Source organism: Shouchella rhizosphaerae (assembly GCF_036700015.1).
GTDB lineage: Bacteria > Bacillota > Bacilli > Bacillales > Bacillaceae_D > Shouchella > Shouchella rhizosphaerae.
The window spans coordinates 2,487,967-2,512,791 of record NZ_CP144921.1 but is presented as its reverse complement, the minus strand read 5'-3'; the positions used below and the strand labels follow the sequence as shown (position 1 = coordinate 2,512,791).

General features: G+C 44.1%; 23 protein-coding genes and 1 pseudogene. 8 read left to right on the top strand and 16 right to left on the bottom strand.

Annotated elements, in window-relative coordinates:
- Positions 1-12 precede the first annotated feature (12 nt).
- From V5G21_RS12480 to V5G21_RS12450, 7 genes are all read left to right on the top strand, one after another.
- Positions 13-1,137: a Bug family tripartite tricarboxylate transporter substrate binding protein gene (locus V5G21_RS12480; RefSeq protein WP_011245481.1), complete on the top strand. Its 1,125-nt coding sequence runs from the start codon at positions 13-15 to the stop codon at positions 1,135-1,137.
- Positions 1,138-1,212: 75 nt separating this feature from the next.
- Positions 1,213-2,703 (top strand): tripartite tricarboxylate transporter permease, encoded by a 1,491-nt coding sequence (locus V5G21_RS12475; RefSeq protein ID WP_011245480.1) that lies wholly within the window; start codon positions 1,213-1,215, stop codon positions 2,701-2,703.
- On the top strand, positions 2,700-3,140 hold the full coding sequence (locus V5G21_RS12470; RefSeq protein ID WP_011245479.1) for a tripartite tricarboxylate transporter TctB family protein: 441 nt from the start codon (positions 2,700-2,702) through the stop codon (positions 3,138-3,140). Before V5G21_RS12475 ends, V5G21_RS12470 begins: the two co-directional genes overlap by 4 nt.
- 31 nt (positions 3,141-3,171) lie before the next feature.
- Positions 3,172-4,326: a 2-methylaconitate cis-trans isomerase PrpF family protein gene (locus tag V5G21_RS12465; RefSeq protein WP_011245478.1), complete on the top strand. Its 1,155-nt coding sequence runs from the start codon at positions 3,172-3,174 to the stop codon at positions 4,324-4,326.
- Positions 4,327-4,612: 286 nt separating this feature from the next.
- A complete protein-coding gene (locus V5G21_RS12460; protein ID WP_011245477.1) occupies positions 4,613-4,987 on the top strand; it encodes a GntR family transcriptional regulator in 375 nt (124 codons plus the stop codon).
- On the top strand, positions 4,984-5,865 hold the full coding sequence (locus tag V5G21_RS12455; RefSeq protein ID WP_011245476.1) for an ATP-binding cassette domain-containing protein: 882 nt from the start codon (positions 4,984-4,986) through the stop codon (positions 5,863-5,865). The genes V5G21_RS12460 and V5G21_RS12455 overlap by 4 nt, the downstream gene beginning before the upstream one ends.
- Positions 5,858-6,553, top strand: coding sequence for a hypothetical protein (locus V5G21_RS12450; protein WP_011245475.1), 696 nt, complete (start codon positions 5,858-5,860; stop codon positions 6,551-6,553). The genes V5G21_RS12455 and V5G21_RS12450 overlap by 8 nt, the downstream gene beginning before the upstream one ends.
- Positions 6,554-6,613: 60 nt before the next feature.
- On the opposite strand, the gene cysI is transcribed toward V5G21_RS12450, so the two are convergent.
- The 16 genes and pseudogenes from cysI to V5G21_RS21450 form a co-directional block, all read right to left on the bottom strand.
- Positions 6,614-8,335 (bottom strand): assimilatory sulfite reductase (NADPH) hemoprotein subunit, encoded by a 1,722-nt coding sequence (cysI, locus tag V5G21_RS12445; RefSeq protein WP_011245474.1) that lies wholly within the window; start codon positions 8,333-8,335, stop codon positions 6,614-6,616.
- A 15-nt stretch (positions 8,336-8,350) separates the two neighbouring features.
- The gene (locus V5G21_RS12440) at positions 8,351-10,174 is read right to left on the bottom strand and encodes an assimilatory sulfite reductase (NADPH) flavoprotein subunit (protein WP_338464798.1); all 1,824 of its coding nucleotides are present in this window, start codon (positions 10,172-10,174) and stop codon (positions 8,351-8,353) included.
- A 24-nt stretch (positions 10,175-10,198) separates the two neighbouring features.
- Positions 10,199-10,828, bottom strand: coding sequence for an NAD(P)-dependent oxidoreductase (locus V5G21_RS12435; protein WP_035205182.1), 630 nt, complete (start codon positions 10,826-10,828; stop codon positions 10,199-10,201).
- On the bottom strand, positions 10,825-11,604 hold the full coding sequence (locus V5G21_RS12430; RefSeq protein WP_035205183.1) for a sirohydrochlorin chelatase: 780 nt from the start codon (positions 11,602-11,604) through the stop codon (positions 10,825-10,827). The genes V5G21_RS12435 and V5G21_RS12430 overlap by 4 nt, the downstream gene beginning before the upstream one ends.
- On the bottom strand, positions 11,573-13,003 hold the full coding sequence (gene cobA / locus V5G21_RS12425) for a uroporphyrinogen-III C-methyltransferase (protein WP_035205185.1): 1,431 nt from the start codon (positions 13,001-13,003) through the stop codon (positions 11,573-11,575). Before cobA ends, V5G21_RS12430 begins: the two co-directional genes overlap by 32 nt.
- A 36-nt stretch (positions 13,004-13,039) precedes the next feature.
- Positions 13,040-13,648, bottom strand: coding sequence for an adenylyl-sulfate kinase (cysC, locus tag V5G21_RS12420; protein ID WP_011245469.1), 609 nt, complete (start codon positions 13,646-13,648; stop codon positions 13,040-13,042).
- Positions 13,649-13,673: 25 nt separating this feature from the next.
- Positions 13,674-14,750, bottom strand: a complete 1,077-nt coding sequence (locus V5G21_RS12415; protein WP_095326749.1) for an inorganic phosphate transporter — start codon at positions 14,748-14,750, stop codon at positions 13,674-13,676.
- 33 nt (positions 14,751-14,783) lie between these two features.
- Positions 14,784-15,902 (bottom strand): sulfate adenylyltransferase, encoded by a 1,119-nt coding sequence (gene sat, locus V5G21_RS12410; protein WP_011245467.1) that lies wholly within the window; start codon positions 15,900-15,902, stop codon positions 14,784-14,786.
- A complete protein-coding gene (locus V5G21_RS12405) occupies positions 15,903-16,628 on the bottom strand; it encodes a phosphoadenylyl-sulfate reductase (RefSeq protein ID WP_035205190.1) in 726 nt (241 codons plus the stop codon).
- A gap of 310 nt (positions 16,629-16,938) precedes the next feature.
- Positions 16,939-18,243, bottom strand: coding sequence for a TRAP transporter large permease (locus V5G21_RS12400; protein ID WP_011245465.1), 1,305 nt, complete (start codon positions 18,241-18,243; stop codon positions 16,939-16,941).
- Between the two features lie 52 nt (positions 18,244-18,295).
- Positions 18,296-18,790, bottom strand: coding sequence for a TRAP transporter small permease (locus tag V5G21_RS12395; RefSeq protein WP_011245464.1), 495 nt, complete (start codon positions 18,788-18,790; stop codon positions 18,296-18,298).
- A 22-nt stretch (positions 18,791-18,812) separates the two neighbouring features.
- Complete coding sequence (locus tag V5G21_RS12390) at positions 18,813-19,823, bottom strand: TRAP transporter substrate-binding protein (RefSeq protein WP_011245463.1); 1,011 nt, start codon at positions 19,821-19,823, stop codon at positions 18,813-18,815.
- Between the two features lie 455 nt (positions 19,824-20,278).
- Positions 20,279-21,376 carry a Gfo/Idh/MocA family protein gene (locus V5G21_RS12385; RefSeq protein WP_095326748.1) on the bottom strand — a complete coding sequence of 366 codons (1,098 nt, stop codon included), beginning with the start codon at positions 21,374-21,376 and terminating at the stop codon, positions 20,279-20,281.
- Between the two features lie 58 nt (positions 21,377-21,434).
- Positions 21,435-22,589, bottom strand: a complete 1,155-nt coding sequence (locus tag V5G21_RS12380; protein ID WP_011245462.1) for a Gfo/Idh/MocA family protein — start codon at positions 22,587-22,589, stop codon at positions 21,435-21,437.
- Positions 22,590-22,743: 154 nt separating this feature from the next.
- Complete coding sequence (locus V5G21_RS12375; RefSeq protein WP_011245461.1) at positions 22,744-23,427, bottom strand: GntR family transcriptional regulator; 684 nt, start codon at positions 23,425-23,427, stop codon at positions 22,744-22,746.
- A gap of 287 nt (positions 23,428-23,714) precedes the next feature.
- A pseudogene (locus tag V5G21_RS21450) lies at positions 23,715-23,852 on the bottom strand (IS3 family transposase); the annotation flags it as partial.
- 117 nt (positions 23,853-23,969) lie between these two features.
- Here V5G21_RS21450 and V5G21_RS12370 point away from each other — a divergent pair.
- A complete protein-coding gene (locus V5G21_RS12370; protein ID WP_035205198.1) occupies positions 23,970-24,821 on the top strand; it encodes a sialate O-acetylesterase in 852 nt (283 codons plus the stop codon).
- Positions 24,822-24,825 lie beyond the last annotated feature (4 nt).

Sequence of the window (24,825 nt, the reverse complement as noted above, 5' to 3'; positions counted from 1 at the left end):
AGAGGTGAAAGAATGAGAAAAACGTTTGGGCTCGTAATAGCTTATTCTGTATTATTGTTTGCAGCTGCAGGCTGTAATACGATTCAAGCAAATGACAAGCAGGCGGACAACGAAGGAAGCGAAGGCGCACTCTATGAAAATGAAGTCATTTCGTTTGTTGTCCCCTACCAGGCCGGCGGTGGTTCCGATGTATTTGCCCGCTTTATGGCCAACTACTTTCCTAAACATATTGAAGGCTCCCCACGGGTTCAAGTGGAAAATATTCCTGGAGGAGGCAGCATCACAGGGACCAATGAATATGCACTTTCGCGGCAAGCGAATGGACGAAATATTTTAACAACAAGTGCTTCCACCCATATTCCGTATATTCTCCAACAGCCGTCTGTCAAATACGACTTGTCGAAAATGACGCCAATCATTGGCGCTCCTACAGGTGGCGTTGTCTACACTTCTCCCGAATTAGCGGCATTAGGAATGGACGATCTTTCAAAACAGCAAGGGGAGCTTTTCTATGCCGGCATTTCTCCAACTGGGTTGGACCTTGTGACGCTATTGTCGTTTGAAGTCCTTGGCCTTGACGTCAAGGCTGTGCTTGGCTATGAAGGCAAGGGGCCAGCCCGTGTCGCCTTTGAACAGGGGGAAAGCAACATTGACTACCAAACAACAACGGCCTATAAACGGAATGTCATCCCTTTAGTCGAAGAAGGCAGCGCTGTCCCCCTCTACAGCCTTGGACAAATGAATGAAGACGGTGATTTGGTAAGAGATCCCCAGTTTCCTGACCTGCCCACGATTGAAGAAATCCATTACGATCTATACGGGACAGCACCAGTCGGCGAAGCATGGGAAGCCTATAAACAATTTGTAGGTGCTTCCTTTACGATGCAAAAAGTCATTTGGATCCATGAAGACGCACCAGAACAGCATCAACAACTTTTACAAGCATCGATGGAAACACTTATCCAGGACGAACAATTCATGGCCCAATCAGAGGAAATTTTGGAAAATTATCAGCCTTTGGTCGGTGACGAGCTGCAAACAAGAATTGATTCGATGTTAACGATGTCCCCTGAGACATTAGAATGGGTTTCCCAATTTCTTTTAGATACCTACGATGTAGATATTACTAAACTTTGATTTAATGGGAATGCTTGCTCTATCTATTCAACTTTCTTTTGAAACGACACCATCCATAAAAAGGAGGCGACTGCTATGCTCGAAGCTGCATGGGAAGCATTGCTTATCGTGTTGCACCCATCTAGAATCGGCTTCATGTTTCTTGGCATATTTATTGGTATTTTTGTAGGACTTCTCCCAGGTTTAAGCGGAACGGTAGGCATGTCCTTGCTGCTACCCTTTGTGTTTGGCCTCGACCCATTTGTCGGCATGGCCTTGCTGATTGGCATGGTTGCTGTCGTCCATACGGGCGATACATTCCCGTCAATCTTGCTTGGCATTCCCGGCACTTCAGGGTCCCAAGCAACGATCATGGACGGTTTTCCTTTAGCTAAACAAGGGCAAGCCTCCCGGGCTATGGGAGCCTCATTCTTTTGTTCCATGGTAGGTGGCGTCATTGGCGGCCTTGCCCTTTATTTAACGATCCCGTTCGCCCGCCCGCTTATCTCTGCTTTTAGTTCACCAGAGTTATTTATGTTGACGATGCTAGGACTTAGCATGGCTGGGCTGCTTGCTGGCAAATCGCCGATGAAAGGGATTATATCAGGACTGCTCGGCTTGCTGATTGGCTCAATCGGCAGCGCCCCAGCTGTCGCAGAATACCGCTACACATTTGGATCACTTTATTTATCAAACGGCGTCTCTTTGCCTGTCGTGGCATTAGCGATCTTCGCTTTCCCGATTATGATCACGATGTTGACCAACAAAGGCGCTGTTTCTAACCATGGCCCTTTAAAAAGAGGCGTTTTAACAGGGGTTATGGACGCGCTGCGCAACAAATTCCTTGTATTTCGCAGCGCTGTTATCGGCACGTTGATTGGTTTTGTTCCAGGACTTGGAGGCAGTGTTGTTGACTGGATTGCTTATGGCGCTGCCCAAAAAACAGTTAAAGGAAATTCATTTGGAAAAGGCGACATTCGCGGCGTCATTGCTCCAGAGAGCGCCAACAACGCCAAAGAAGGCGGCTCCCTTGTGCCAACGCTTTTATTTGGCATCCCTGGCTCTGGGACAACAGCGATCTTGCTAGGCGGGCTTACCTTAATGGGATTAGAAGCAGGACCACGAATGCTTGGCGCCGATTTGCCGGTAACGTTATCGATTGTATGGACGCTCGTTTTTGCCAATATTTTTGGCGCACTGCTGTGCATGCTGCTTATCCGGCCAATCTCCAAGATTAGCATGGTGCCTGGAGAAAAAATTGTCCCGTTTCTCATCGTCCTGCTTGTACTAGGCGCTTACCAATCAAACTTCTCATGGGGCGATCTTATTGTTTTCGTCGCCATTGGCCTCCTAGGCTACGTGATGACGATTCTAGATTGGCCACGCCCGCCGCTCTTAATTGGGTTTGTCCTTGCTTTGAGTGCTGAACGCTATTATTGGATATCGATTGAGCGGTACGGTTGGTCGTGGATTAGCAATCCACTTGTCATTGCCCTTGCTCTATTTATTGTTCTATTGTTGTCAGGCGGGGCGATTATGAAAAAGTTTAGTAAATCCGTTGAGTCAGGAAAAGGGGTCTCCTCATGACAAAAGACTTACTTAATATTGGTTTTACTAGTTTCTTGATGCTTGTTTTTGGATTTGCTGTTTTTGGCGCTTTGCAATTTTCACGGTTGGCACAGTTTTTTCCACTGTATGTTTCAATTGCCGGAACCGTTTGTACAGCGATTTACTTAGTTGTTTTAATTATCCGTTATCGAAAAGAAAACGCATCAAGTTCAAGGGCGGTCGTTTCCATCGCCCGGCCACTACGCTATATGGCGTGGCTTCTTGGCTACATTGCGTTCATTTATCTTGTAGGCATGTTGATTGCCACTTCGCTGTTTCTCGTCGCTTTCTTGATGTTTGAATCGAAAATGCCATTTATCAAGACTGCCCTTTCTGTCGCAATCGTACTGATCGGGATTTCAGCCGCTAGCTCCCTGCTCGGTGTTTACTGGCCGACTAACTTGCTCGGGCTGTAAAAAAGAACAATAACCATTAGGAGTGAAAAAGATGAGAGAATATGAACGCATACGCGCTGCCATTATTCGCGGCGGCACAAGTAAAGGTGTCTTTATTTTACAAAACGAGCTGCCAGAAGACCCTAACGTACGCGACCAAGTCATCCTGTCCATCTATGGGCAGGATGCACGGCAAATTGACGGCCTTGGCGGAGCAGACGCCTTAACAAGCAAGTTTGCGATGGTCCGTCCGTCTCCTTTGTCAGCAGCTGACATTGAATATACATTCGGCCAAGTGGGGATTGGCACTGGCCATATCGATTACAATACCAATTGCGGGAACATCCTTAGCGGCGTTGGACCGTTTGCCGTCGACGAAGGGCTTGTTTGCGTGACAGAACCCTATACAAAAGTTCGTATCCATAACACCAATACAGATCGGATCATCATCGCCCATGTACCCGTAGAAAACGGACGCGCCAAGCAAGTGGGGAACTTTCATATTGACGGCGTCCCCGGCGGCGGTGCTAAAATTATGCTTGATTTTCAAAACGCTGCTGGAGCAAAAACGGGTGCCCTGTTTCCAACAGGCGCACGAAAAGATTGGCTTGATTGCTCGCATGGCAAAATAGAAACGAGCATTGTCGATGTTACTACGCCAGTGGCTTTTATAAACGCTTCTGCAGTAGGAATGACAGGAGTAGAACTTCCCGAGCAGCTGACTCAAGAGCAACTGTTTCTGCTTGAGGAAATACGGGGAACAGCGGCAACGAAATTAGGTTTTGTCGCCCAACCGTCAGACGCTGCCCACTTGACACCTGCAAGCCCGAAATTAATCATCGTTTCTGAAGCACAAGAATACCAAGCAGCTGCCGGACAGTCTGTTCATAAGGCAAATATTGATTTCGTTGGCCGAGCAATGTCGATGCAACAGATGCATAAAACATTTCCTGTCACAGGCGGGCTGTGCACGGCTGTTGCTTCTAAACTACAGGGCACTGTCGTCCACGACTGCTGTTCTGATCATGCTCAAATGGAGGAAACCGTCCGTGTGGGACACCCTTCTGGCACAATGGAGTTTCATGTGTCCGTCAAAGAAGCAAACGGCATCGAACCAACGATTGAAAAAGCAGCTGTCGCCAGGACAGCACGGCGTATAATGGAAGGATTTGCGTACGCACCAGCTGCTTTGTTTTGGGGGCACTGATCTGTAAAGCGATTTAGAGATAAATAGACGCTGAAGCAAATCAATTAGACAAATCACATCATCTCTCCCCCATGAGGGAGAGAACACTACTCCAACAAAGATAACGGCAAGCAATCAAGCACCTAAAGCATTACGCTTTGGGTGCTTTTCCTTTCATTTGAGCTTTCTACCCACTTGACAATTAGCTCCTTCTCATATATGGTTAACTACATAACCAGCTAACCAAATAACAAACTCCTACTGCCCATCTTCATGCTCTCTACCATTCCAAGAAAGGAGGGGTCACATGAAATCTTCACTGGATGAAAACAAACCTATCTTTCAACAAATACGGGAGATGATTGAAGATGACATTGTGAATGGCACACTGACAGAAGAAGCACAAGTCCCGTCAACGAACCAGCTAGTGGCTGCTTATCAAATCAATCCAGCAACGGTTTTAAAAGGATTTAACCAATTGGTTGACAATGGCATTTTGTACAAGAAAAGAGGCGTTGGCATGTTCGTCAAAAGCGGAGCTAGAAGCACGCTTATTAAAAAGCGAAAACAGGCGTTTAAAGAAAGTTATGTCCGCAGCATGCTGCAAGAAGCACGAAAACTTGGCATTACTGACGGAGAGTTACAAGAAATGATTAAGTCGATAGGAGGCGAAATAGAATGATTGACCCTGTGATTGAAGCGAAACAGCTGACGCTACGTCTTTCGGACAAAACGATTATTGACAATGTCTCGTTTACACTTGAACAGAACAAAATCTATGGATTGCTTGGTCGGAATGGCGCGGGAAAAACGACGCTATTGTCCTTATTGGCGGGATTCCGAAACCCGACAAGTGGAGCGATTACTGTGAATGGCGAGGACGTGTTTGAGAACAGAGCAGTTGTTGAGAACATCAGCTTTATTCGCGATGTCAAAATGGATTCAGATTCAGATCGATTAGAAGATTATTTAAAAGGCGTTGCCCTCTTTCGTCCCCATTTTGATTGGGAATATGCAATGACGCTTGTAGAACGGTTTAAACTGCCTATTGATTCGCCAATGAATAAATTGTCACGGGGGATGCAGTCTGCCGCCCATGTCATCATCGGACTAGCAAGCCGGGCACCCATTACGATATTTGACGAAGCTTATTTAGGGATGGACGCGCCAGCTCGGGATATTTTCTATAAAGAAGTACTCAATGAATATATGGAACGTCCGAGGACGATCATCCTGTCCACACACCTTATTTCCGAAGTAGCTTCGATGCTAGAAGACGTTCTCATTCTTCATCAAGGTTCCCTCATGCTCCATGATCGTACAGAGTCATTGTTGTCGAGGGGAACGACGATTACGGGCGATGCCGCAGCAGTTGATGGATTTACACGAGAAAAGAAAGTACTAAATGAACAGATACTAGGACAGACAAAGTCGGCAATGGTCTATGGAGAGTTAACTGAAACAGAGCGATCACAGGCCGAACGACAAGGTTTGCAAATTGGCCCAGTTGCTTTGCAAGAACTATTTATCCATTTGACAGGGGAGAAGCATAATGAATAAAAGCACACTTGTTGCTAAGGCGACATTGCATACGTTTGTGAAATGGAGTAAATGGTATACGGCAATGTTTATTGGCATCTTTCTCGTTATTGTCGTTTTGCTCAATCATCTATCAACCTATGACTGGTCCCTTCTGCAAGGCTATTTGCAATCAACGCGGATTTTCTTTTTGATTCTTGGTTTGATGTCTATGAGGGGCTTCTTAGAATATTTTGTATCGAACGGCGTTACGCGCAAAGACTACTTTAAAGGCATGGCGTCAGCCAGCGCGCGCTTGGCCATTGTTATGACCATAGCTGGACTTATCTTGTACGGCCTGGAACGGCTCGTCTACTTCGTTGCCGGTTGGGAACTCAGTCATACGTGGCCCTTTATGGAACAATCGCTTTTCATCCAAACTGTAGCGATGCTTTCGACTTTTTTCCTGTTCTACTTGTTAGGTTGGTTCATTAGCGCCGGGTACTATAAATTTAACCCTTATGCTGGTTTTGGCATGGTCATGCTTTGTGTTGCAGTCGTCATTGTCCACAACCGCTTTTGGGGCTTAGACGTGCCAGATCCCGTGGTTACTTGGAGCGATGGCCTCGCGTCTTCTCCCTTTTTGTCGATTCTTCTCACTGCAGCGTTCATTGCTGGTTTGCTATGGTTGCTGCGGCAGATGACGAAAAATTTGGAAATCACCGCTTGACTTCTCTCTGGCATAAAAAGAAGCCGCCACTAAGCTCAGTGCTTATGGCAGCTTCTCTTTTTATTGATGGAAATCGGTTCCCGACTCGACTGCTTTTACATAGCCTTTGCGGATGACAAAATCGCCAAAATGCTCGCCTTCTTCTCGTTCTTTCGCATAAGCAAATAGGATCGGTTCCAATGTTTCTAAAATTTCCGCCTCGCCGATATTTTCTTTGTACATTTTGCTCAAGCGTTCCCCAGCAAATCCCCCGCCAAGATAAAGGTTATACTTACCTGGCGCTTTACCAATAAAACCGATTTCGGCTAATGCAGCACGTGAGCAGCCATTAGGACAGCCAGCCATGCGGATGACGATGTCTTCTTCGCGGATGCCCGCTTCATCGAGGATAAACTCCAGTTTATCAATGAGCGAAGGCAAATACCGTTCTGATTCAGCCATTGCTAAGCCACATGTCGGAAAAGCAACGCAAGCCATCGAGTTTCGGCGCAATGCTGAGACATGTTGGCCGTCTGTCAGCCGATAGGTTTCGACAATGGCTTGAATCGCTTTTTTCTTCGCGGCCGTTATGTTGCTAATGATCACATTTTGATTGCCAGTCAAACGAAATTCTCCTGTATGAATTTTAGCAATCTCGCGCAAGCCAGTCATTAGTTGGTAATCGTCTGTATCTTGAATCCGGCCATTTTGGATAAATAACGTCAAGTGCCAACGCCCTTTTACTCCTTTCGTCCAGCCATAGCGATCACCGTTATGATCAAACTGAAAGGGGCGTGCTTCTCCTAGCTCCCAGCCAAGGCGTGCGTGCAACTCGTTTTTTAACCAGTCTAAGCCACGGCGATCAATCGTGTACTTAAATCGGGCATACTTCCGAACGGAACGGTTGCCATAATCCCGTTGAATCGTAATCAATTTTTCAGCAACATCCATGATTTGCTGAGGCTCGCAAAAGCCAATAATACGGCCAAGTTGCGGGTAGGTTTTTGTATCGCCGTGTGTCATGCCCATTCCTCCACCGCACGCAACATTAAAACCGGTTAGCTTGCCTTCTTCCAAAATGGCTATAAAACCAATGTCTTGTGAAAAGATATCCACATCATTTGCAGGTGGAACGGCAACGCCAATTTTAAATTTTCTTGGCAAATAAAGAGGTCCGTACATTGGTTCTACTTCATCTTGCTGAGGCGTGCCCGCGACTTTTTCTTCGTCAAGCCAAATTTCATGATAAGCCCTTGTTTTTGGCAATAGCGCTTCACTCAATTTTTTCGCCCAGTCGTAGACTTCACCATGGACTTCAGATTGGTACGGATTGGGCGTGCTCATCACATTTCGATTGACGTCGCCGCAAGCAGCAATCGTATCCATTAAAGCAGCATTAATGCCTTGGATGTTTTTCTTCATATTCCATTTTAAAATGCCATGCATTTGGAACGTTTGCCGTGTCGTTAGCCGAAGCGTGCCATTGCCGTATCGATGGGCTAGATCATCCATAGCCAGCCATTGTTTCGGTGTGGCGACCCCTCCAGGAAGACGGACGCGCACCATAAATTGATAGGCCGGCTCAAGCTTTTGTCGGCGCCGCTCTTCACGCAAATCACGGTCATCTTGCAAATAACTGCCATGGAATTTCATTAACCGGTTGTCGTCGTCTGGGATGCCGGCGCTTAATGGTTCGTTTAATGATTCTGCTAAAGTGCCACGTAAATAATTGCTTTCTTCTTTAATGCGTTCGACATCACTAGGAGGTCCATCTTGTGTCGGTGCAAATTTTTGGTCTGCCATTATTTTCTCCCTCCATTAATACACGTCGCGCTGGTAACGGTTATTTTGCTGTAAGTGACTGAGATAGGCTTCTGCTTCTTCTTCGCTGCGGTTGCCTTGTTGGGCGATAATCGAAACGAGCGTTTTATGGACATCTTTCGCCATTTGTTTTTCATCGCCACAAATATAAAGAACAGCGCCATCTTCTAGCCATTGGAACACTTCATCGGCTTTTTCTAACATTTTGTGCTGCACATAGACTTTTTCGTCCTGGTCACGGGAGAAAGCGACATCCATTTTCGTTAATACGCCTTCTTTCATCCAGCGCTGCCAATCCGTTTGGTATAGAAAGTCAGTCGAAAAATGCTGATCTCCAAAAAATAGCCAAGCGGGCCCCTCTGCCCCCGTCTCTTCCCGTTCTTCCAAAAAGGCTCGAAAAGGAGCTACTCCTGTTCCTGGACCGACCATTAAAATCGGTGTGCTCCCATTCTCAGGCAAGCGAAAATTTGGATTACGCTGAATAAAAATGGGCAATGTCTCCCCTGGCGCTTTGCGCTCAGCGCATTGTACGGAGCAAACACCTGCCCGTTTACGCCCATGAGCGTCATAGCGGACAGCGCCAACAGTTAAATGGACTTCGTCTTCATTTGCACGGTAGCTGCTAGCAATCGAATACAGACGTGGCGGGATTTTGCGGAGAATAGCGGTAAAGTCTCCTGCTGTTCCTTCCCATGGAGCGAAATCCCTAACCAAATCAAGAATGTCCCGTCCTTCTAGGTAAGCTCGAAGCTGCTGTTCATTGCCAGCTGCCACTAATTCCTTTAAAGCATTGTTTTTGGAAAGCAGCGACGCTTTTTCGAGCAAAGGCTTTGTTAAAACCGTTATTTCAAAATGACGGATTAGCGCCTCCCGCAATGGCAACACATCGCCTTGCTTGCCAATTGGCACCGATTCATCACCGTTCCAACCCATTTTGGCAATCAACTGATCAGCCAAATCACTGTCATTTTCCGGAAAAATACCAACCGAGTCGCCAGGCTCAAATGTAAATCCCGACCCTTCAAGAGAAAGCTCCAAGTGGCGCGTCTCCTTGTTTGAACCACGGCCATTTAAATTGATATTTTCAAGTATTTCTGCTTGATAAGGATTTGTACGGCTGTAAGTAGTAGCCGTGGTATCTGGTGATAGCAGAGCTGTGGAACTCGCCGACGACGTACCCGTTGCTTTTTCAAGGCCAGCAACAACACCTGCCATCCATTCAGCTGCATCCTCGTCAAAATCAATGTCGCAATCAACACGAGGATACAAGCGCGTTCCTCCAAGCTCCTCTAAGCGTTGGTCCAACTCTTTGCCTGTTTGACAGAAAAATTCATAAGATGAGTCCCCTAAAGCGAGCACTGAAAAATGCAAATCCGCCAATTTCGGCGCCTTGCGCCCAAGCAGAAATTCGTGGAAAGCAATAGCGTTATCTGGCGGTTCGCCTTCACCATGCGTACTAACAATAAGAAGTAAATTCGTAACGTCTTTTATGTTTTTTGGCTTATATGTATGCATCGATGCCAATGTCACATGATACGCTTTGTCTTCCAGTTTGCGGCTAATTTCTTCAGCAAGCTGTTGGCTATTTCCTGTTTGTGAACCGTATAACACAGTCACTTCTTTGTTTTCCTGGGCAGCTTCGCTCGGTGCGCTAAGTTCAGCTGGTACCGTTGTCGCTGCTTCACTAAGAACCGTGTTTGCTGTTGCTGCCAAATAACCGCTTATCCAGCTTTTCTGCGTAGCGGTTAGCGTTGGCAGCAACTTATTTAAAAGCTCTATTTGTTCTTGGCTGAATGGGCTGTTTGTCGTCTGGAGCTGCACCACAATCCACCTCTCGTATCGTCTTCATTTTTGGTTATCTTCGGCTATCCGTCGCAGTTGGTCATCTAGCCATTGCTCGCGCCTTTCATCTTGCAGGCGTTCTGGTGAAGCAAGCTCTTGCAAAAGCGCGCGTTTTTCCCCGTTTCCACCATTGCTCGCTAATACAAGCTCCCGTGCTTTCTGGAGAAATGCAAGTTCTTCGGCAGCATGCTCTGGCAACATGTTCGCGATTTGCCCCTTTATTCGTTTGGTGTAACTTGGGCTTGCTCCTGCTGTTGAGATGCTAACAGTGAGCAACCCTTTTTCAATTTTAGCTGGCACATAAACATGGCCTGCTTGTGCTTGGTCGCCAACATAAACGAGCTGACGCGGGGCACGGTTTTGCAACAACTGTTGGTGCAAAAGTGGCTGATCGGTACAGAGGAAAAGCAAATCAGCGAGAAAGCATTCATCTCCACTTACATAACGTGCTTCCCAACGCAGCTTTTCGGCTAACGCTAACGCGTGGAGCTGCGGATGAAGTGTGGGCGCCACAACAGTTACATGTCCGCCTGCTTCAATGATGCTTAACGCCCGCTTATAAGCAAGCTGCCCCCCGCCGACTATGACGGTATTTAACATGCTTAGCTCGAGCATAAACGGCAACGCACTCATCCGCATCCCCCTTTTATTTCACGAAGCGCCTCATTGACGCGGCCTACCAGAACAGGGGCCAGCCCGTCATCGCTCCCAAGGAATTCGCATAACACATAAGCAGTGTCTGTGTTTCCTTTTCTGTCTGCCAACGTATCCGCCAATTCGTTCATTAAAATGCCGGTAAAGAGCAAATACGGAAGCACATAAACACGCTGCGCACCAAGTTTCTCCACTTTGGCTAACCCTTGGGCCACTGTCGGCGTTGTTGCTGCCATAAAACACGTTTCGACATTGTCACATGCTGTTTTCTCATAGAGCAAACGGGCAATTTTAGCGACATCACTTGGTTGATTGCCGTCACTCGATCCTCTGCCGACCACAAGAACAGTCGTACCTTCTTGCCGTTTGCCTTCCTCCGCAAGCAGTGGCAGCCCTGCATCAGCAAGCCGCTTTAAAGCAACATCAACGACATCCGCTTGAATGCCAAACGGTTTGCCATAGGCAAATACAATGTCGGGATATTTCCTCTTAGCCGCTTGTATTTCCTGTGGGATGTCCATATTCGCATGGTTGGCCGTCAATAACAATACAGGAATGACGGCAATTGCCGTTGCCCCGTTTTGTACACACCGATCAATCCCTTCGGCAATCGTCGGTTTACTCAATTCAATAAACGCTTCCGTTTGGAAATAATCGCCGGAAAAATCGCTTTTGGCTTTTTTAATAAAAGCACGAAACTGGTCATTTCCCTCTTTGACTCGGCTACCGTGGCCCACATATAAAATCGCCTGCATAGTTCCCCTCCATCCATGCCGACAGTACCGATTGCTTAATTTGCGGCGACAAACCATAGGAAATCGCTGCTTTTTCCGCTTCATCGCTTAAACAAAGCACAGTTAACTCGCTTATCTCCTTCTCTCTGCCAATCGCAGCAAACGCTTCACAAAAACATTCAACGGACTCACGGCTTAAAAAGACAAGATCAGTCAAGTGCCCTTCATCGAGTAGACGGTTTATCGTCGTTTGCGTGGATGGGGCAACGGTTCGCTCCCGTGTTTGAATGTGTTTCCAGCCAGGCTTGCCACCTAAGCCCCCTCGGCTTAAAAAGAGTCGGTCTGACCCTATTGGTCTGCTCCCCTGAACAGGGGCAAGCCCACGTTGTTGAAGAGCCTGCACCGCCGAATCCGTTTCACCGCTAAATTGGGCAGAGAGGGTACGGATATCAAGTCCTCTTTTTTGGAGCCATCGAAAAAAGACAATGACATCCTTCTCATCATAGAAGGCAATGTCTGTAGCCGTTTCCCAATGAATAAGCGGGGCTTCCTCCTCTACCTCATGGAAACGGGGGTATACAAACGTTTCAGCCCCTTCTTCTTTTAATAAAGATGCAAGCTGGGCAGCACCGTCACTATTGGCAATTAGCGGAAACGAACCAAACAATGGTTTACGCTCAAACCAACTTTTTCCTTGGTTAAGGCCTGCAACATCACCAATGAGGGCAATCGCCGGATTCGTGAACTGTTCCGCTTCTGCTTTTCGGGCAATCGTGCCTAAGTCGGCGGTAAGAGTCCGCTGTTTGCTCGTTGTCCCCCATTGAATTAACAACACTTTTTCGTCCTTTGGGCGGCCATGTGTGATTAAATTTTCTGCAATGGTGGGCAAGTGTTTAATGCCCATATAAAAAGCAACCGTGTCGATGGAGGCAAGCCCATTCCAATCGATTTCAGGCAAGCCGGTGTCTCTGCGGCTATGCCCTGTCGCAATGGCAAAGTTGGCGCCGTGAAGGCGATGGGTTACGGGAACGCCTGCATAAGCCGGCGCCGCAATTCCTGCTGTCACCCCAGGAACGATTTCGTAAGGTATGGCGTATTCGTCGAGAAAGGCTGCTTCTTCGCCAACGCGCCCAAATACGCTTGGATCGCCGCCTTTTAAACGGACGACGCATTTTCCTTTTTGGGCATGGCGCACCATTTCGTCATGAATCGCTTCTTGGCGAAGAATATGGCGGTTCGGCAGCTTGCCTGCATACAGCAGCTCAGCCCCTGGTTTGGTTTCTTCTAGCAAAAGTGGGTTGACAAGACGGTCGTATAATAAAACGTCCGCCTGGCGAAGAATGTCAAGCCCCTTTGCCGTCAATAAACCACAATCGCCCGGCCCTGCACCAATTAAATAAACCGTTCCCTTTTGTGCCATTGCTATCACTGCCTTCCGTTTACTTTGCCTGCCTGTTCACCGAGTGAGAATATGATGCTTTTCTAGCCAGCCAATGATTTGTTCTACTGATTCTTCCACTGTTTGTACGCTCGTATCGACGGTAATTTCAGGCGTTTCCGGCTCCTCATAAGGGGAACTAATGCCAGTAAATTGAGGTATTTCCCCATTACGCGCTTTTTTATAAAGTCCTTTGACATCACGGCGCTCACACTCTTCAAGGGGACATTTCACGTACACTTCTACAAATTCGCCGTCTGCCAGTAGAGCCCTTGCCTGGTCTCTATCCGATTGAAACGGCGAAATAAAGGCTGTCGATACAATTGTACCAGCATCAACAAACAATTTGGCAACTTCTCCAATACGGCGGATGTTTTCCTGCCGATCTCTATCGGAAAAACCTAAGTCCTTATTTAAGCCATGGCGGATGTTGTCGCCGTCTAGTACGTATGTTGACAGCCCTGCATCAAACAATGAACGGTCTAAAGCGTTGGCGAGCGTCGATTTTCCTGAGCCTGAAAGTCCTGTAAACCAAAGCACGCAGCCTTTATGGTTATGGCGTGCATGCCTTTCCTGTTTGCTGACACTTGCTTCATGCCAAACAAGATTTGAATTCGTTTTTGTCATTGCTAAGTCCCCTTATGTAAAATGTTTATATGCCTTCCCCATCACGCATCGTTTGTTCTTTGTCTTGGCGGACGGAACGGTATAAGCTGATTGCGCCTACTGTCGCGATAAAAACGCTGACAATTACAACAAGCGTATAATAGTCTTGCGAGCGGAAAAGCAAAATCAAGCTATAGGAAACAGCCAACGCAAACAAAGGTGATACAATCCAAACTTTAATAATCCGTCTTATGACAGACTTCTGCCATAAGACAAATCCGTTTTCCGCTGTGCCGATGCCGACAATGGCCGCAGTCGTAATTTGCGTCAGGGGCACAGGAAGACCAAAAATCGAAGCAATGATCACAAGCGCTCCACCCGTAAAGGAGACTGTACTTCCTTGCAGCAGCGAAAGATTGGTAATGTGTTTGCCATTGGTCTCGAGCACTTTTCCGCCGAGCAACAAGGCGCCAAGGGCAACAAAAAATCCACCAGCAATAACAGCCGTTGTCACATCTAGCGCCCCTACCCCGACAAGAGGGCCGACAGCATTGGCCACATTGTTCATCCCAGCTGAGAAAGCTTCAAGGCAACCACAAGCAATTAAAATGAAGGTGAGAGGCTTATGCCATTTTCCATCGCCACGCAAAAAGGGCAAATGGGCTTGATACTTTTTGATCATTTTTCCAGCCCCGAATGCGAGAAAAAACGCGGCAAACGGAATGACAATCCAAAAGCTCACAATCACAAGCAAGTACTGCCAATATAGAGCTTGGTACGCAAGGCCAGCCCCAACAAGGGAGCCGACAACGACTTCGCTCGTTGACAAGGGAATGCCAATTAGGTTGGCAAAAAATAAGGTAAAACAAGCCGCAGCTAACACAATAACAACGACTTCCATTTGCATCACGGTAGGCGGCAGAATCCCTTCGCCGATCGTACGCACGACTTCGCCACCTGCTAGCGCGCCAAGCCAAGCGCAAGCGCCCACAAGAAGCATCGCCACTCGTTTCCTTTTAATCGCTCCACTTCCGTAAGCAGGGCCCATCGCTGCCGCTGTTCCGCTTGCGCCGATATTCATTGCGAAGAAAAAAGCAATCACAAATGCTGCCGCCTCTATCATTGACGCTCCCTCTTTCTCTATTTTTCTATCGCCCTATCCACGCATCAACACTTCAACCACTTCTTTGCGGCTGAATTCTTGTGGAGGAAGCACGCCTTCTTTTAACATTTGCCGCACTTTGGTCCCCGATAAAATAACATGGTGCTCAGAATCATGAGGGCATGTTTTTTGCGAAGCCATGTTGCCGCAAGCTTTGCAATAAAAACTATGTTCAAAAAACAACGGCTTAATGCCAAGCTCGCCTTCTTCAAACTCTTTGAAAATCTCTTGTGCGTCGTAAGTACCATAATAATTGCCGACACCTGCATGATCGCGGCCAACAATAAAATGAGTACAACCGTAATTTTTGCGAACTAACGCATGAAAAATAGCTTCCCGGGGACCGGCATAACGCATGGCTGCCGGGAACACCGATAAATGGACACGGTTTTTTGGATAATAGTTTTTAAGCAACACTTCATAGCTTTCCATGCGCACATCGGCTGGAATGTCCCCTGCCTTTGTTTCCCCGACAAGTGGATTCAAGAACAGTCCGTCAACCGTTTCAAGGGCTGCTTTTTGAATGTATTCATGGGCGCGGTGCACCGGATTTCGCGTTTGGAAGCCAACGACCGTCTTCCAGCCCTTTTCAGCAAAAATCCGCCGCGTATCGATTGGATCGATATAGTAAGAGGCAAAGCGTTCATAATTGACACGTTTTGTTAATACAATCGGCCCGCCTACATAAATCGGAGGACGTGCATACATCTTCGCTACCCCAGGGTGGGCTTCGTCAGTCGTACGGTATACTTCCTGAGCTTCGACTTTCTTATCAGGCGTATAAATTGATTCGATTTCAATGACGCCGTAAATGTCATTCTTGTAAACGAGCTTTGCACGTTCGCCAACGCGCAAGGCAGAAGCCTGGTCGGCGCTAACAGGCAGTGAAATCGGAATGCTCCAAGGCGCTCCATTCGCTAATCTCATTGACTTGACAACAGAATGGTAATCATCTTCGTTTAAAAAGCCTGTTAGCGGCGTAAAACCACCAATGCCAAGCAACTCCAAGTCAGAGAGAGCAAAACCATCGAGTGCAATCTCGTTTGTGATGCCCGTTGTATCATACGCCGGATCATATCGGTGAACCAGTTCTGTTTCTTTTACTGCTTCCATTCATGAATCTCCTTTCGTTGGTGCATGCAACCCGCATTCCGTTTTTCCTGTTCCCGCCCAGCGGCCGCTTCGAGTATCTTCCCCAGGCATGACCGCTTTCGTGCAGTACGTACAGCCAATGCTCGGATAGTGCTGGTCGTGCAACTCATTGTAGGGCAATTGATGCAATTTGATGTACATCCATATTTCTTCTTCCGTCCAATGAATCAACGGACAAACCTTCACCTTTTTAAAGCGCTTATCCTGATTAACAAACTCGGTATTTGCTCGTGTTGGAGACTGCTCACGCCTTAAGCCTGAAAGCCAAGCATCGTAAGGCTCAAGCTCACGGGCCAGCACATCCAATTTTCGAATTTGACAGCACTGGTCTGGATTTTTAAGCCATAGTTCATCGCCGTAACGTTCCGCTTGTTCCTCTGGAGACAAAGCCGGTTTAGCCATGTTAATACGAAATGTCGGGTATCGTTCTTTTACACGTTCGATCAATTCGTACGTTTCGGCAAAATGAAAATCTGTATCTAAAAACAAAATGTGGGCTTCTTTTTGTATTTTTGACAACAAGTCAAGCAGCACCATGGCCTCGGCTCCAAAACTGCAAGCATACACGAGCTTTTCACCATACGTTTGATTCGCCCAGCGCAAAATATCCAGGCTATCCCGATTTTTCAACTTGGTATTTACCTTTTCATAGTCGGTAGCCTCCATTTGCTCAAAAACGTAAGCCATTACTCTCCCCTTTCTCCTCTACAGACAAACCCATGTAAGTTGATATGATTTATAAAAATTCTAACTGTGTTCGAATAGACTGTCAATGGCAGATTTTCAATCCTAGAACTGCTTTAAACATGAAATAAGCGCCAACGCCTTCTGATTGTACGTGTTTTTTAAATAATGGATACGAAACAGGGGCATAAAAATAGCCAGCAAAAAAACCGCCTTGTAGAAAAACAAAACGGTTTTTGGCTATGACCCATTTGTAGGTACGAGAGAAACAACCATCGGCAAGAGAAAAAATGCTTTGTTTATCCTTTTATGTTTATAACAGGTTAAAAAGTTTAGGGATAATTAGACTAATGGAAGGGATATAAACCACTATAAATAATGCTGCAACAAGCGCTATAAAGAAATAGCTCAAAGGTTTTATCACTTCTTCAATGGACACTTTCCCTACGCTACAACCTATAAATAAAACACTCCCTACCGGTGGTGTCATAGCACCAATAGCCAGATTAAATACAAGCATGATTCCAAAATGGACAGGGTCTACCCCCATTTGCACAACAATCGGCAAGAAAATAGGTGTAAAAATGAGTACTGCTGGCGTGAGGTCCATAAAAATGCCAACAACTAATAAAATCAACATCATAATCAACAATACAATATAGCGATTATCTGAGATACTTAAAAGCCCGTTACTAATAGCTGCCGGCATGCCTGTTAATGCCATTGCCCATGACATGATAGAAGAGACAGCAACTAAAAATAAAACAATTCCTGTCATCACAATTGTTTCCTTGAAAATTTTAGGAATATGGGCCCACGTTAAGGAGCGATAAATCAATGAAAGAATTAAAGAATATAGAACCGCAACTGCGGCACCTTCTGTAGCAGTAAAAATGCCTGCTACAATTCCACCAATCACAATAACAATCAATAGTAAACTAGGAATTGATTGTATGATGATTCTGTTTGCCTCTTTTAGACCTATTTTTTCAGAAATCGTATAATGATTTTTTTTAGCAATAAAGTAAGCAACGATCATAACTGTTAATCCCATCAAAATGCCAGGCAAATATCCAGCCATGAATAATGCAGAAACAGAAGTTCCTCCACTGACTAATGAATAGAGGATTAATACACCACTAGGGGGGATCAAAATGCCCACTGGTGAAGAAGTTATATTTACAGCTGCCGAAAAACCTTTGTCATAGCCTTCTTTCTTCTGCAAAGGAGCCATAACACTGCCAATTGCTGCCGCAGAAGCCACTGCTGACCCTGAAATAGAGCCAAAAAGCATATTCCCAACTACATTTGTATGTGCCAATGATCCAGGTAACCTTCCTGCAATCAACTTTGCTAAATTAATTAATCGTAATGCGATTCCTCCATTATTCATAATGCTTCCTGACATAATAAAAAAGACGATAGCTAATAACGCAAAACTGTTCATTCCAGAAAATAAACGTTGCGCACTCGTATAAAGGATCACGTCTAACGGCGTAGCTACCATAACAGATACAATAGAGGATAGACCAATGCTTATTGATATTGGAACACCTATCGCAAGAAGAAAGAAGAATATTCCAAAAAGAAGTAATACCGATAATATTGCTATATCCATTTTGAATACGCCCCCTAAATTTACTCGTACGAGACGAAACAGAAGGATTTATCTACTGTTCCGAAGATTCATTCTGCCCTCGCCTTTCCGCTAGGCTTAATAATTGATAGATGATTATTAATACCCCTGTTACAGGAAGAATCGCATAAACATAGCCCATTGGAATACCAAGGATAGGGGAAGTTTGGCTTAATGTCTGAGAAGCAAGATTGTAGCCGCCTTTAATTAAAACCGATCCTGCAAACATAATAATGGTGACGTCAATAAAAATCTCAACTAATTTCTTTTTTAAACCGCTTAATTTTGATTTCAGAAAAACGATTGCTAATTGTTCTTTTGAACCGAATGCATAGGCGGCTCCTAGCATTGCTGCCCATATCAGAAGAAAACGGGATAACTCTTCCGTAATAATGCTAGGGGAACCTAACACATACCTGCTTAATATCTGCCATAATGCACAACAAACTAATACAACAGTTAGCATAGAGGCAACGGTCATAATCAACCGGTTTAAGAAAGTCTTCACACTTTTGACTGTTAAAAGCATTGGAATCCCCACTCCTTCCTTTTTAACGCATTTCATTAAAAGCATCTAGTAATGCTGCGAGCCTTTCATCTTTACGATATTCCTTGTATATTGGACTTGCGGCTTCGCGGAACGGACCTTTTTCAGGATAGTAAAATTCTACTCCCAAGTTCTCTGCTTCTTTCTTTGCTGCTTCTAAAGCTTCAGCCCAAATTTCTTTTTGATATTCAGTCGATTCCTCCGCAGCCTCTTTTAATATGTTTTGTTGCGTTTCTGTCAGATTATTCCACGCACTACTGCTAATGACAACAATATCTGGAATACGAGTATGTTCATCAAAAGAGAACGCCTTTGCTACCTCACCATGTTTCCCAGTTGTTAGTGCTGTTGGGTTACTTTCAGCACCATCGATTACGCCAGATTGCAGAGCAGTATAAATTTCACCATATGGCATTGGTGTAGGTGCACCGCCTAATGTTTTCACCATTTCAATTTGTGTTCGACTATCTATTACACGAATTTTTAACCCCTTTAAATCATCTGGATGCATAATTGGTTTATCTGCCGTGTAAAAATTACGAGAACCAGAATCATACCAAGTTAGTCCTAGAAATCCCTCGTCTTCTGTAGAAGCAAATAAATCACTTACTGCATCAGATTCCATTGACCGAAAAAAATGTTCTTCATCATCAAAAACATACGGCAAGCTAAATATTGAATATGATGAAGCAAAACTTTCAAGTGAAGCCGCACTTACTTTCGTAATATCTATTCCCCCGCCTTGTATTTGTTCCAGCATTTCACGTTCATTTCCCAATACTCCGTTAGAAAAAATTTCAACTTTCATTTGGCCTTCTGAGCTTTCTTCAACGGTTTTAGCAAACTTTGTTAACGCTAGATGGACGGGATGATCCTCCCCTAAATCGTGAGCTAATTTTAGTGTCTTGCTGCCACCTTCTGTATTCGTTGCTCCTGAGGTTACTACCGTTTCCCCACATGCAGCTAATAATACTAGTAGACTACCAATCATTAGACTATCCATTATTTTTTTCAATGATGTTCCTCCTTAGCTGTCAGTATGAGTTCAATAGCCTCAACCTCGTAAACCCCTTCATTGCGTGATGAACGCTCCAAAAATAATACTGAACAGTAATACGTACAGACATGTTTTTATCAAGTAACAAGATACGTATTCCTATTATATCTTCCAAAATGTGCAATCTTTTCTAAACACTGTTTCGTTTTGTTAAGAAAAAAGCCTAAAGCTATGCATTGACTTGTATACAATACTAATTCATATGCACAGCTAACGTTGGCGTAAAAATAGTACTGCGAGCTTTGGCTATTTAAATCTTCAACATTAAGATTAAAGGTCTCTTCTTCAATTCCCTCAAGATGATTTCTGTCTATCTTCACACTTTGTCTTAGAACGCTATTGCCATCCACTAATACTTGTTATTCCCGCAACTTTTCCTTTTCGATTTTCATTATCGATAACGACTTTTGTATTTACTTTGCAACAACGCTATTTGCTGCCTCCACTTGTATCGCCATATTCTGCGCTTCAATACATAATTCAGCGGCTTTAAATGCATGTTCCTGTGTCATCGCATTTTCTGTTCCGTTCAAACAATCTAAAATAAATGCCCCAAAAAATGGATACCCTATGTTCCCTTGGCACTCGTAATGCTTTTCTCCTTCATGATTTACTAAATAGACATGATCCCCACTACCACTACGGGCAATATCAATATATTTACGCACCTCAATATACCCATCTGTCCCTAAAATAATAACGCGCCCATCACCCCAAGTGCCCAAACCATCAGGAGTCAACCAATCGACCCGAAAATAAAAAGTAGCACCGTTATCAGCAACGAGAGTGGCATCGCCAAAATCTTCAAATTTAGGATGCTCTTTAAAGTTGTAATTGGCTACTTTACTATGGAGTACTTTTGCGTCCTTGGCTCCAGCATAATGGAGAAACTGTTCAATTTGATGGCTCCCAATATCACATAAAATGCCTCCAACATAGTCCCTATCGAAAAACCAGTCAGGTCTAGCTGACGGACTTGCACGGTGTGGCCCTGTTCCAATCATCTGTACTACCCTGCCAATCGCTCCCTCTTCTATTAACTGCCCCGCAAAAACAGCCCCTTCTACATGAAGTCGCTCACTGTAATAAATTCCCCATCGTAAACCAGTCTCTTCCGTCTTCTTTTTAGCCTTTTCCAACTGTTCTTTTGTTGTAAATGCAGGTTTATCAACAAAATAGTGCTTTCCATGATCTAAAACCCTAAGTCCTAAGTCACAGCGCATAGATGGAATACTAGCACCTGCAACAAGTTTTATGGAAGGGTCTCCTAATATTTCTTCTTCTGAATTGGCTATTCGGGTATTAGGAAATTTCTCCACAAAAGCTTTTACCTTCTTTGGATCAGAATCATAAACAGCTGCTAACTCTCCCCCTGCTTCTAATAATCCGTTGCACATTGCATAAATATGCCCATGATCTAAACCAATTGCGGCAAAGAAAAATTCTCCTTCTTCTACTACGCGATTGGGTTTTCCTTTTGGAGCATAATTCATTCCATCGTTTTTATTCATTTTTAACCCCTCCATGAAGTGATTCCCGCTAATGTAACCGCTTTAATTTTTTGGCAACTTACTCGTATTTTCCACCTGTTGTAATCTCGTTTACTTTGAAATTTTCGATACTCGTTTTTTTCTCATAAAAATATGTCGCATTCTCAATAATTCCTTCTCTTGAATAAAATGGACTCGTTTCATCTAAAGGGAGTTTTACCGTCTTTCCCAAACTTGCAGATTCGAAAATGGCAGTAATCAATTCGAGTGTCTCCCTTCCCTCATTTCCATCTACTAGTACCTCTTTTTTCCCCTCAATCGCGTGCAATACATCTTCTATTTGCCCAGCATGTCCTTCATACTCTAAATCATTTATAGACTCATACTCTTTCTGCAGCTTTTCCTGTAATTCTTTATCCTCTACAGGGAACCCATTATCAAGCGATTTAGATGCCTTCAATTTCCACGGTACAGAGACACGGGCATTTTTCCCTTGGAAAATAAGCTGTTGCTCTTCTCCATGATGAACAACTGAACTTGTAATTTGTGCAAGACTTCCATTTTCATAGCGCCCTATCGCGATAGATATATCTTCTACTTCTGCATTATCATGAGCAACATTACTCATTACTGCTGTGATTTCTGAAGGCATTCCATTCATCCAGCGAAAAATATCAATATGGTGAACTGCATGGTTTAATGTACAGCCGCCGCCTTCTTTTTCCCAAGTTCCTCGCCACCATAAATCGTAATAACAATGGCCTCTCCACCAAAAAGAGTCTACTTGAGTATGTACAATGGGACCCATTAATTTCGTATCTAATACATGTTTTAATTTCATCATTGGTGAAGTAAATCGATTTTGGGCAACAACTGACAAGATTTTCCCAGACCTTTTAGCAGCTTCATTCATTGCGTCACATTCTTTTAAAGATGAGGCCATTGGTTTTTCTACAATTACATTCTTGCCTTGATTTAGAGCTTCTATTGTAATAGCCGCATGCGTATAAGGCGGGGTGCAAACAGATACAAGATCAATATTCTCTTGCCTGAGTAGTTCTTTATAGTCACTATAAATAGCTACGTTTAAATCAAATTCTTTTGCTTGCGCCTCTGCTTTTTCAGGATAAATATCGCATAAAGCCGTAATTTTGCACCTATCTTGAAATTCTAAATACCCTTTGATATGGGATGGACAGATTGCCCCTGTCCCTATAATGGCAACGTTCATCATCTCTACCTACCCTTTCCTTATTTTATCTACTTACATCATTATTAAAAACGATCTTACATTACTGAAAATAGAAAGCGCTATCATTTTTATCTTGACTAAACCATCAAGAAGTCGGCCTCTGTCACTTGTTCAAACAAAGTGAAACCAGAAAATACTAATTAAAGTATTCCGGGTTTTCGGCCTTTAATTCTTTCGATTCTACAAACACAAGTTTCATATGCTTTTCCATAATCGCTTCTGCTTTATCAGGATTTTTTTCAGAAATACATTCAAAAATTTCTTTATGCTGGCCTACAATTACTTCAAAATCATGGTTTTTCGCCAGCCTCAGCATTCTTAATCGATCAAAATGACTATTCATTTTTCTAATATTGTTCCAGGTTCTGATCTTAGTGCATATTTCAAATAATAATTGATGAAATTCTTCATCTAATTGAAATAATTGATTGTGCGAGCCTTTTTTTAAGCAAAGCTCTTGCATCAAAAGGTTCGTTTCTAATTGAAATAACTGATCATCACTAATTTTTGTACAAACCTCTCGGACAATCGCCTTCTCAATATGCTCCCTTACAAATCGGCCTTCTTCAACTAAGCTTAAATCTACCTTGGAAACAATAGTCCCTTTTTGAGGAATAATGATTAATAGCTCTTCTTGCGCTAGTTGTAAAAAAGCTTCTCTGACAGGTGTCCGACTCACATTAAGGTTTTGGGCAACTTCCTTTTCAGAAATTTTTGTACCTGGTTTTAAATCCCAGTTTATAATTTGTTCTTTAATGTGATTGTAGACAAAATCACGTGTCGATCCTTTTATTTCAACATCGATGCTAATCTGAATCACCTCCCGTTTTCTACTTATACTAGTATGGTAGATATACAAGCATTGTAAGATTGTTCTGTTATTTTTGTCAAGTGGCCTATCGAGCATGTATGAGATGGATTTCAAGAAGCGTTTAATAGAATCAACTGAATGACCAAAAATGAAAGATTGGAATGTCAACATAAATTGGACAAATTTCTAAAGGTGTAAGGCTTTGTAGTCAACGGGTGATAGATAGTTGAGTGAACGGTCGATGCGTATATGGTTGAATCAGTAAAAAAAGCAAGTTTTAGTTCGTGTTACATTCTCGATTTAAAGGTGGCTTCTGCGACGGCGTTGTCATACGGGGTGTCTATGTTGCTGAGCGAATGGGCGATCCCAAAGGTCGCTAGTATCTCGTCTATCTTGTGGTTGATAAACGCTCTACCACAATCGGTATGAAACAAAGCAACAATGGAGATCAGCCAAATCGAACAATTTGTCTTGACAAAAATCTAATTAGACCTCACACTCAATGCCTAAAGTCTAATTAGACTATCACAATTAGAAAAGAAGGTTTTACGATGAAATCGATATTATTAATCGGACAATCAAATATGGCTGGAAGAGGATTTGTTAAAGATGTACCGCCTATTTATAATGAGCATATTCATATGTTGCGGAATGGCAGATGGCAAATGATGGCTGAACCGCTCAATTTTGATCGTCATGTATCTGGTATTGGGCCGGCTGCTTCTTTTGCTCAGGCTTGGACAACGGATCATCCAGGGGAATCCATTGGGTTAATACCATGTGCGGAAGGTGGCAGCTCTATTGATGAGTGGGCAATGGACAGTCCATTAACAAGACATGCGATCTCTGAAGCCACGTTCGCTACGGAAACAAGTGAATTAATAGCAATTTTATGGCACCAAGGAGAAAGTGACAGTTTCGGAGAACGTTTTAAGACATATGAGAATAAGTTGCTCTCATTATTTACACATTTGAGAGAAGAATTGAATGTACCAGATACCCCAATTATTATCGGTGAATTAGGGCACTACCTTGGAGAGAGCGGATTTGGAGAAAATGCTGTAGAGTTTAAGCAAATAAACCAGATTTTGTATAAAATTGCTTATAATGAAGAAAACTGCTACTTTGTAACATCGAAAGGCTTAACAGCAAATCCAGACGGCATTCACATTGATGCGATTTCCCAAAGGAAATTTGGATTACGGTATTATGAAGCTTTTTCAAAACAAAAACACGTTTTAGATCCTTTGGGCATCGAGGATGAATGGATTGCTAAGGAAGCAAAGCGTGAACTCACTAAAAATGAAGCTATATTTGTTCAAAGTACGAAGTTTGCTTTAGGACAATTAAGTTTTAAAGAATTTTCTTCTCATGTTTCCAAAATCCATCAAAGCGAGGAGTGATCGA

What these genes read in the sequence shown, in the direction of transcription:
- V5G21_RS12475 (WP_011245480.1), top strand. Translation starts at nt 1,213, where the DNA reads ATGCTCGAAGCTGCATGGGAAGCATTGCTTATCGTGTTGCACCCATCT.
- V5G21_RS12470 (WP_011245479.1), top strand. Translation starts at nt 2,700, where the DNA reads ATGACAAAAGACTTACTTAATATTGGTTTTACTAGTTTCTTGATGCTT.
- V5G21_RS12385 (WP_095326748.1), bottom strand. Translation starts at nt 21,376, where the DNA reads ATGAATAAAAACGATGGAATGAATTATGCTCCAAAAGGAAAACCCAAT.
- V5G21_RS12480 (WP_011245481.1), top strand. Translation starts at nt 13, where the DNA reads ATGAGAAAAACGTTTGGGCTCGTAATAGCTTATTCTGTATTATTGTTT.
- V5G21_RS12430 (WP_035205183.1), bottom strand. Translation starts at nt 11,604, where the DNA reads ATGCAGGCGATTTTATATGTGGGCCACGGTAGCCGAGTCAAAGAGGGA.
- V5G21_RS12460 (WP_011245477.1), top strand. Translation starts at nt 4,613, where the DNA reads ATGAAATCTTCACTGGATGAAAACAAACCTATCTTTCAACAAATACGG.
- V5G21_RS12415 (WP_095326749.1), bottom strand. Translation starts at nt 14,750, where the DNA reads ATGATAGAGGCGGCAGCATTTGTGATTGCTTTTTTCTTCGCAATGAAT.
- V5G21_RS12400 (WP_011245465.1), bottom strand. Translation starts at nt 18,243, where the DNA reads ATGGATATAGCAATATTATCGGTATTACTTCTTTTTGGAATATTCTTC.
- cysI (WP_011245474.1), bottom strand. Translation starts at nt 8,335, where the DNA reads ATGGCAGACCAAAAATTTGCACCGACACAAGATGGACCTCCTAGTGAT.
- cysC (WP_011245469.1), bottom strand. Translation starts at nt 13,648, where the DNA reads ATGACAAAAACGAATTCAAATCTTGTTTGGCATGAAGCAAGTGTCAGC.
- V5G21_RS12370 (WP_035205198.1), top strand. Translation starts at nt 23,970, where the DNA reads ATGAAATCGATATTATTAATCGGACAATCAAATATGGCTGGAAGAGGA.
- sat (WP_011245467.1), bottom strand. Translation starts at nt 15,902, where the DNA reads ATGGAAGCAGTAAAAGAAACAGAACTGGTTCACCGATATGATCCGGCG.
- V5G21_RS12435 (WP_035205182.1), bottom strand. Translation starts at nt 10,828, where the DNA reads ATGAGTGCGTTGCCGTTTATGCTCGAGCTAAGCATGTTAAATACCGTC.
- V5G21_RS12405 (WP_035205190.1), bottom strand. Translation starts at nt 16,628, where the DNA reads ATGGCTTACGTTTTTGAGCAAATGGAGGCTACCGACTATGAAAAGGTA.
- V5G21_RS12395 (WP_011245464.1), bottom strand. Translation starts at nt 18,790, where the DNA reads ATGCTTTTAACAGTCAAAAGTGTGAAGACTTTCTTAAACCGGTTGATT.
- V5G21_RS12450 (WP_011245475.1), top strand. Translation starts at nt 5,858, where the DNA reads ATGAATAAAAGCACACTTGTTGCTAAGGCGACATTGCATACGTTTGTG.
- V5G21_RS12455 (WP_011245476.1), top strand. Translation starts at nt 4,984, where the DNA reads ATGATTGACCCTGTGATTGAAGCGAAACAGCTGACGCTACGTCTTTCG.
- cobA (WP_035205185.1), bottom strand. Translation starts at nt 13,003, where the DNA reads ATGGCACAAAAGGGAACGGTTTATTTAATTGGTGCAGGGCCGGGCGAT.
- V5G21_RS12380 (WP_011245462.1), bottom strand. Translation starts at nt 22,589, where the DNA reads ATGATGAACGTTGCCATTATAGGGACAGGGGCAATCTGTCCATCCCAT.
- V5G21_RS12465 (WP_011245478.1), top strand. Translation starts at nt 3,172, where the DNA reads ATGAGAGAATATGAACGCATACGCGCTGCCATTATTCGCGGCGGCACA.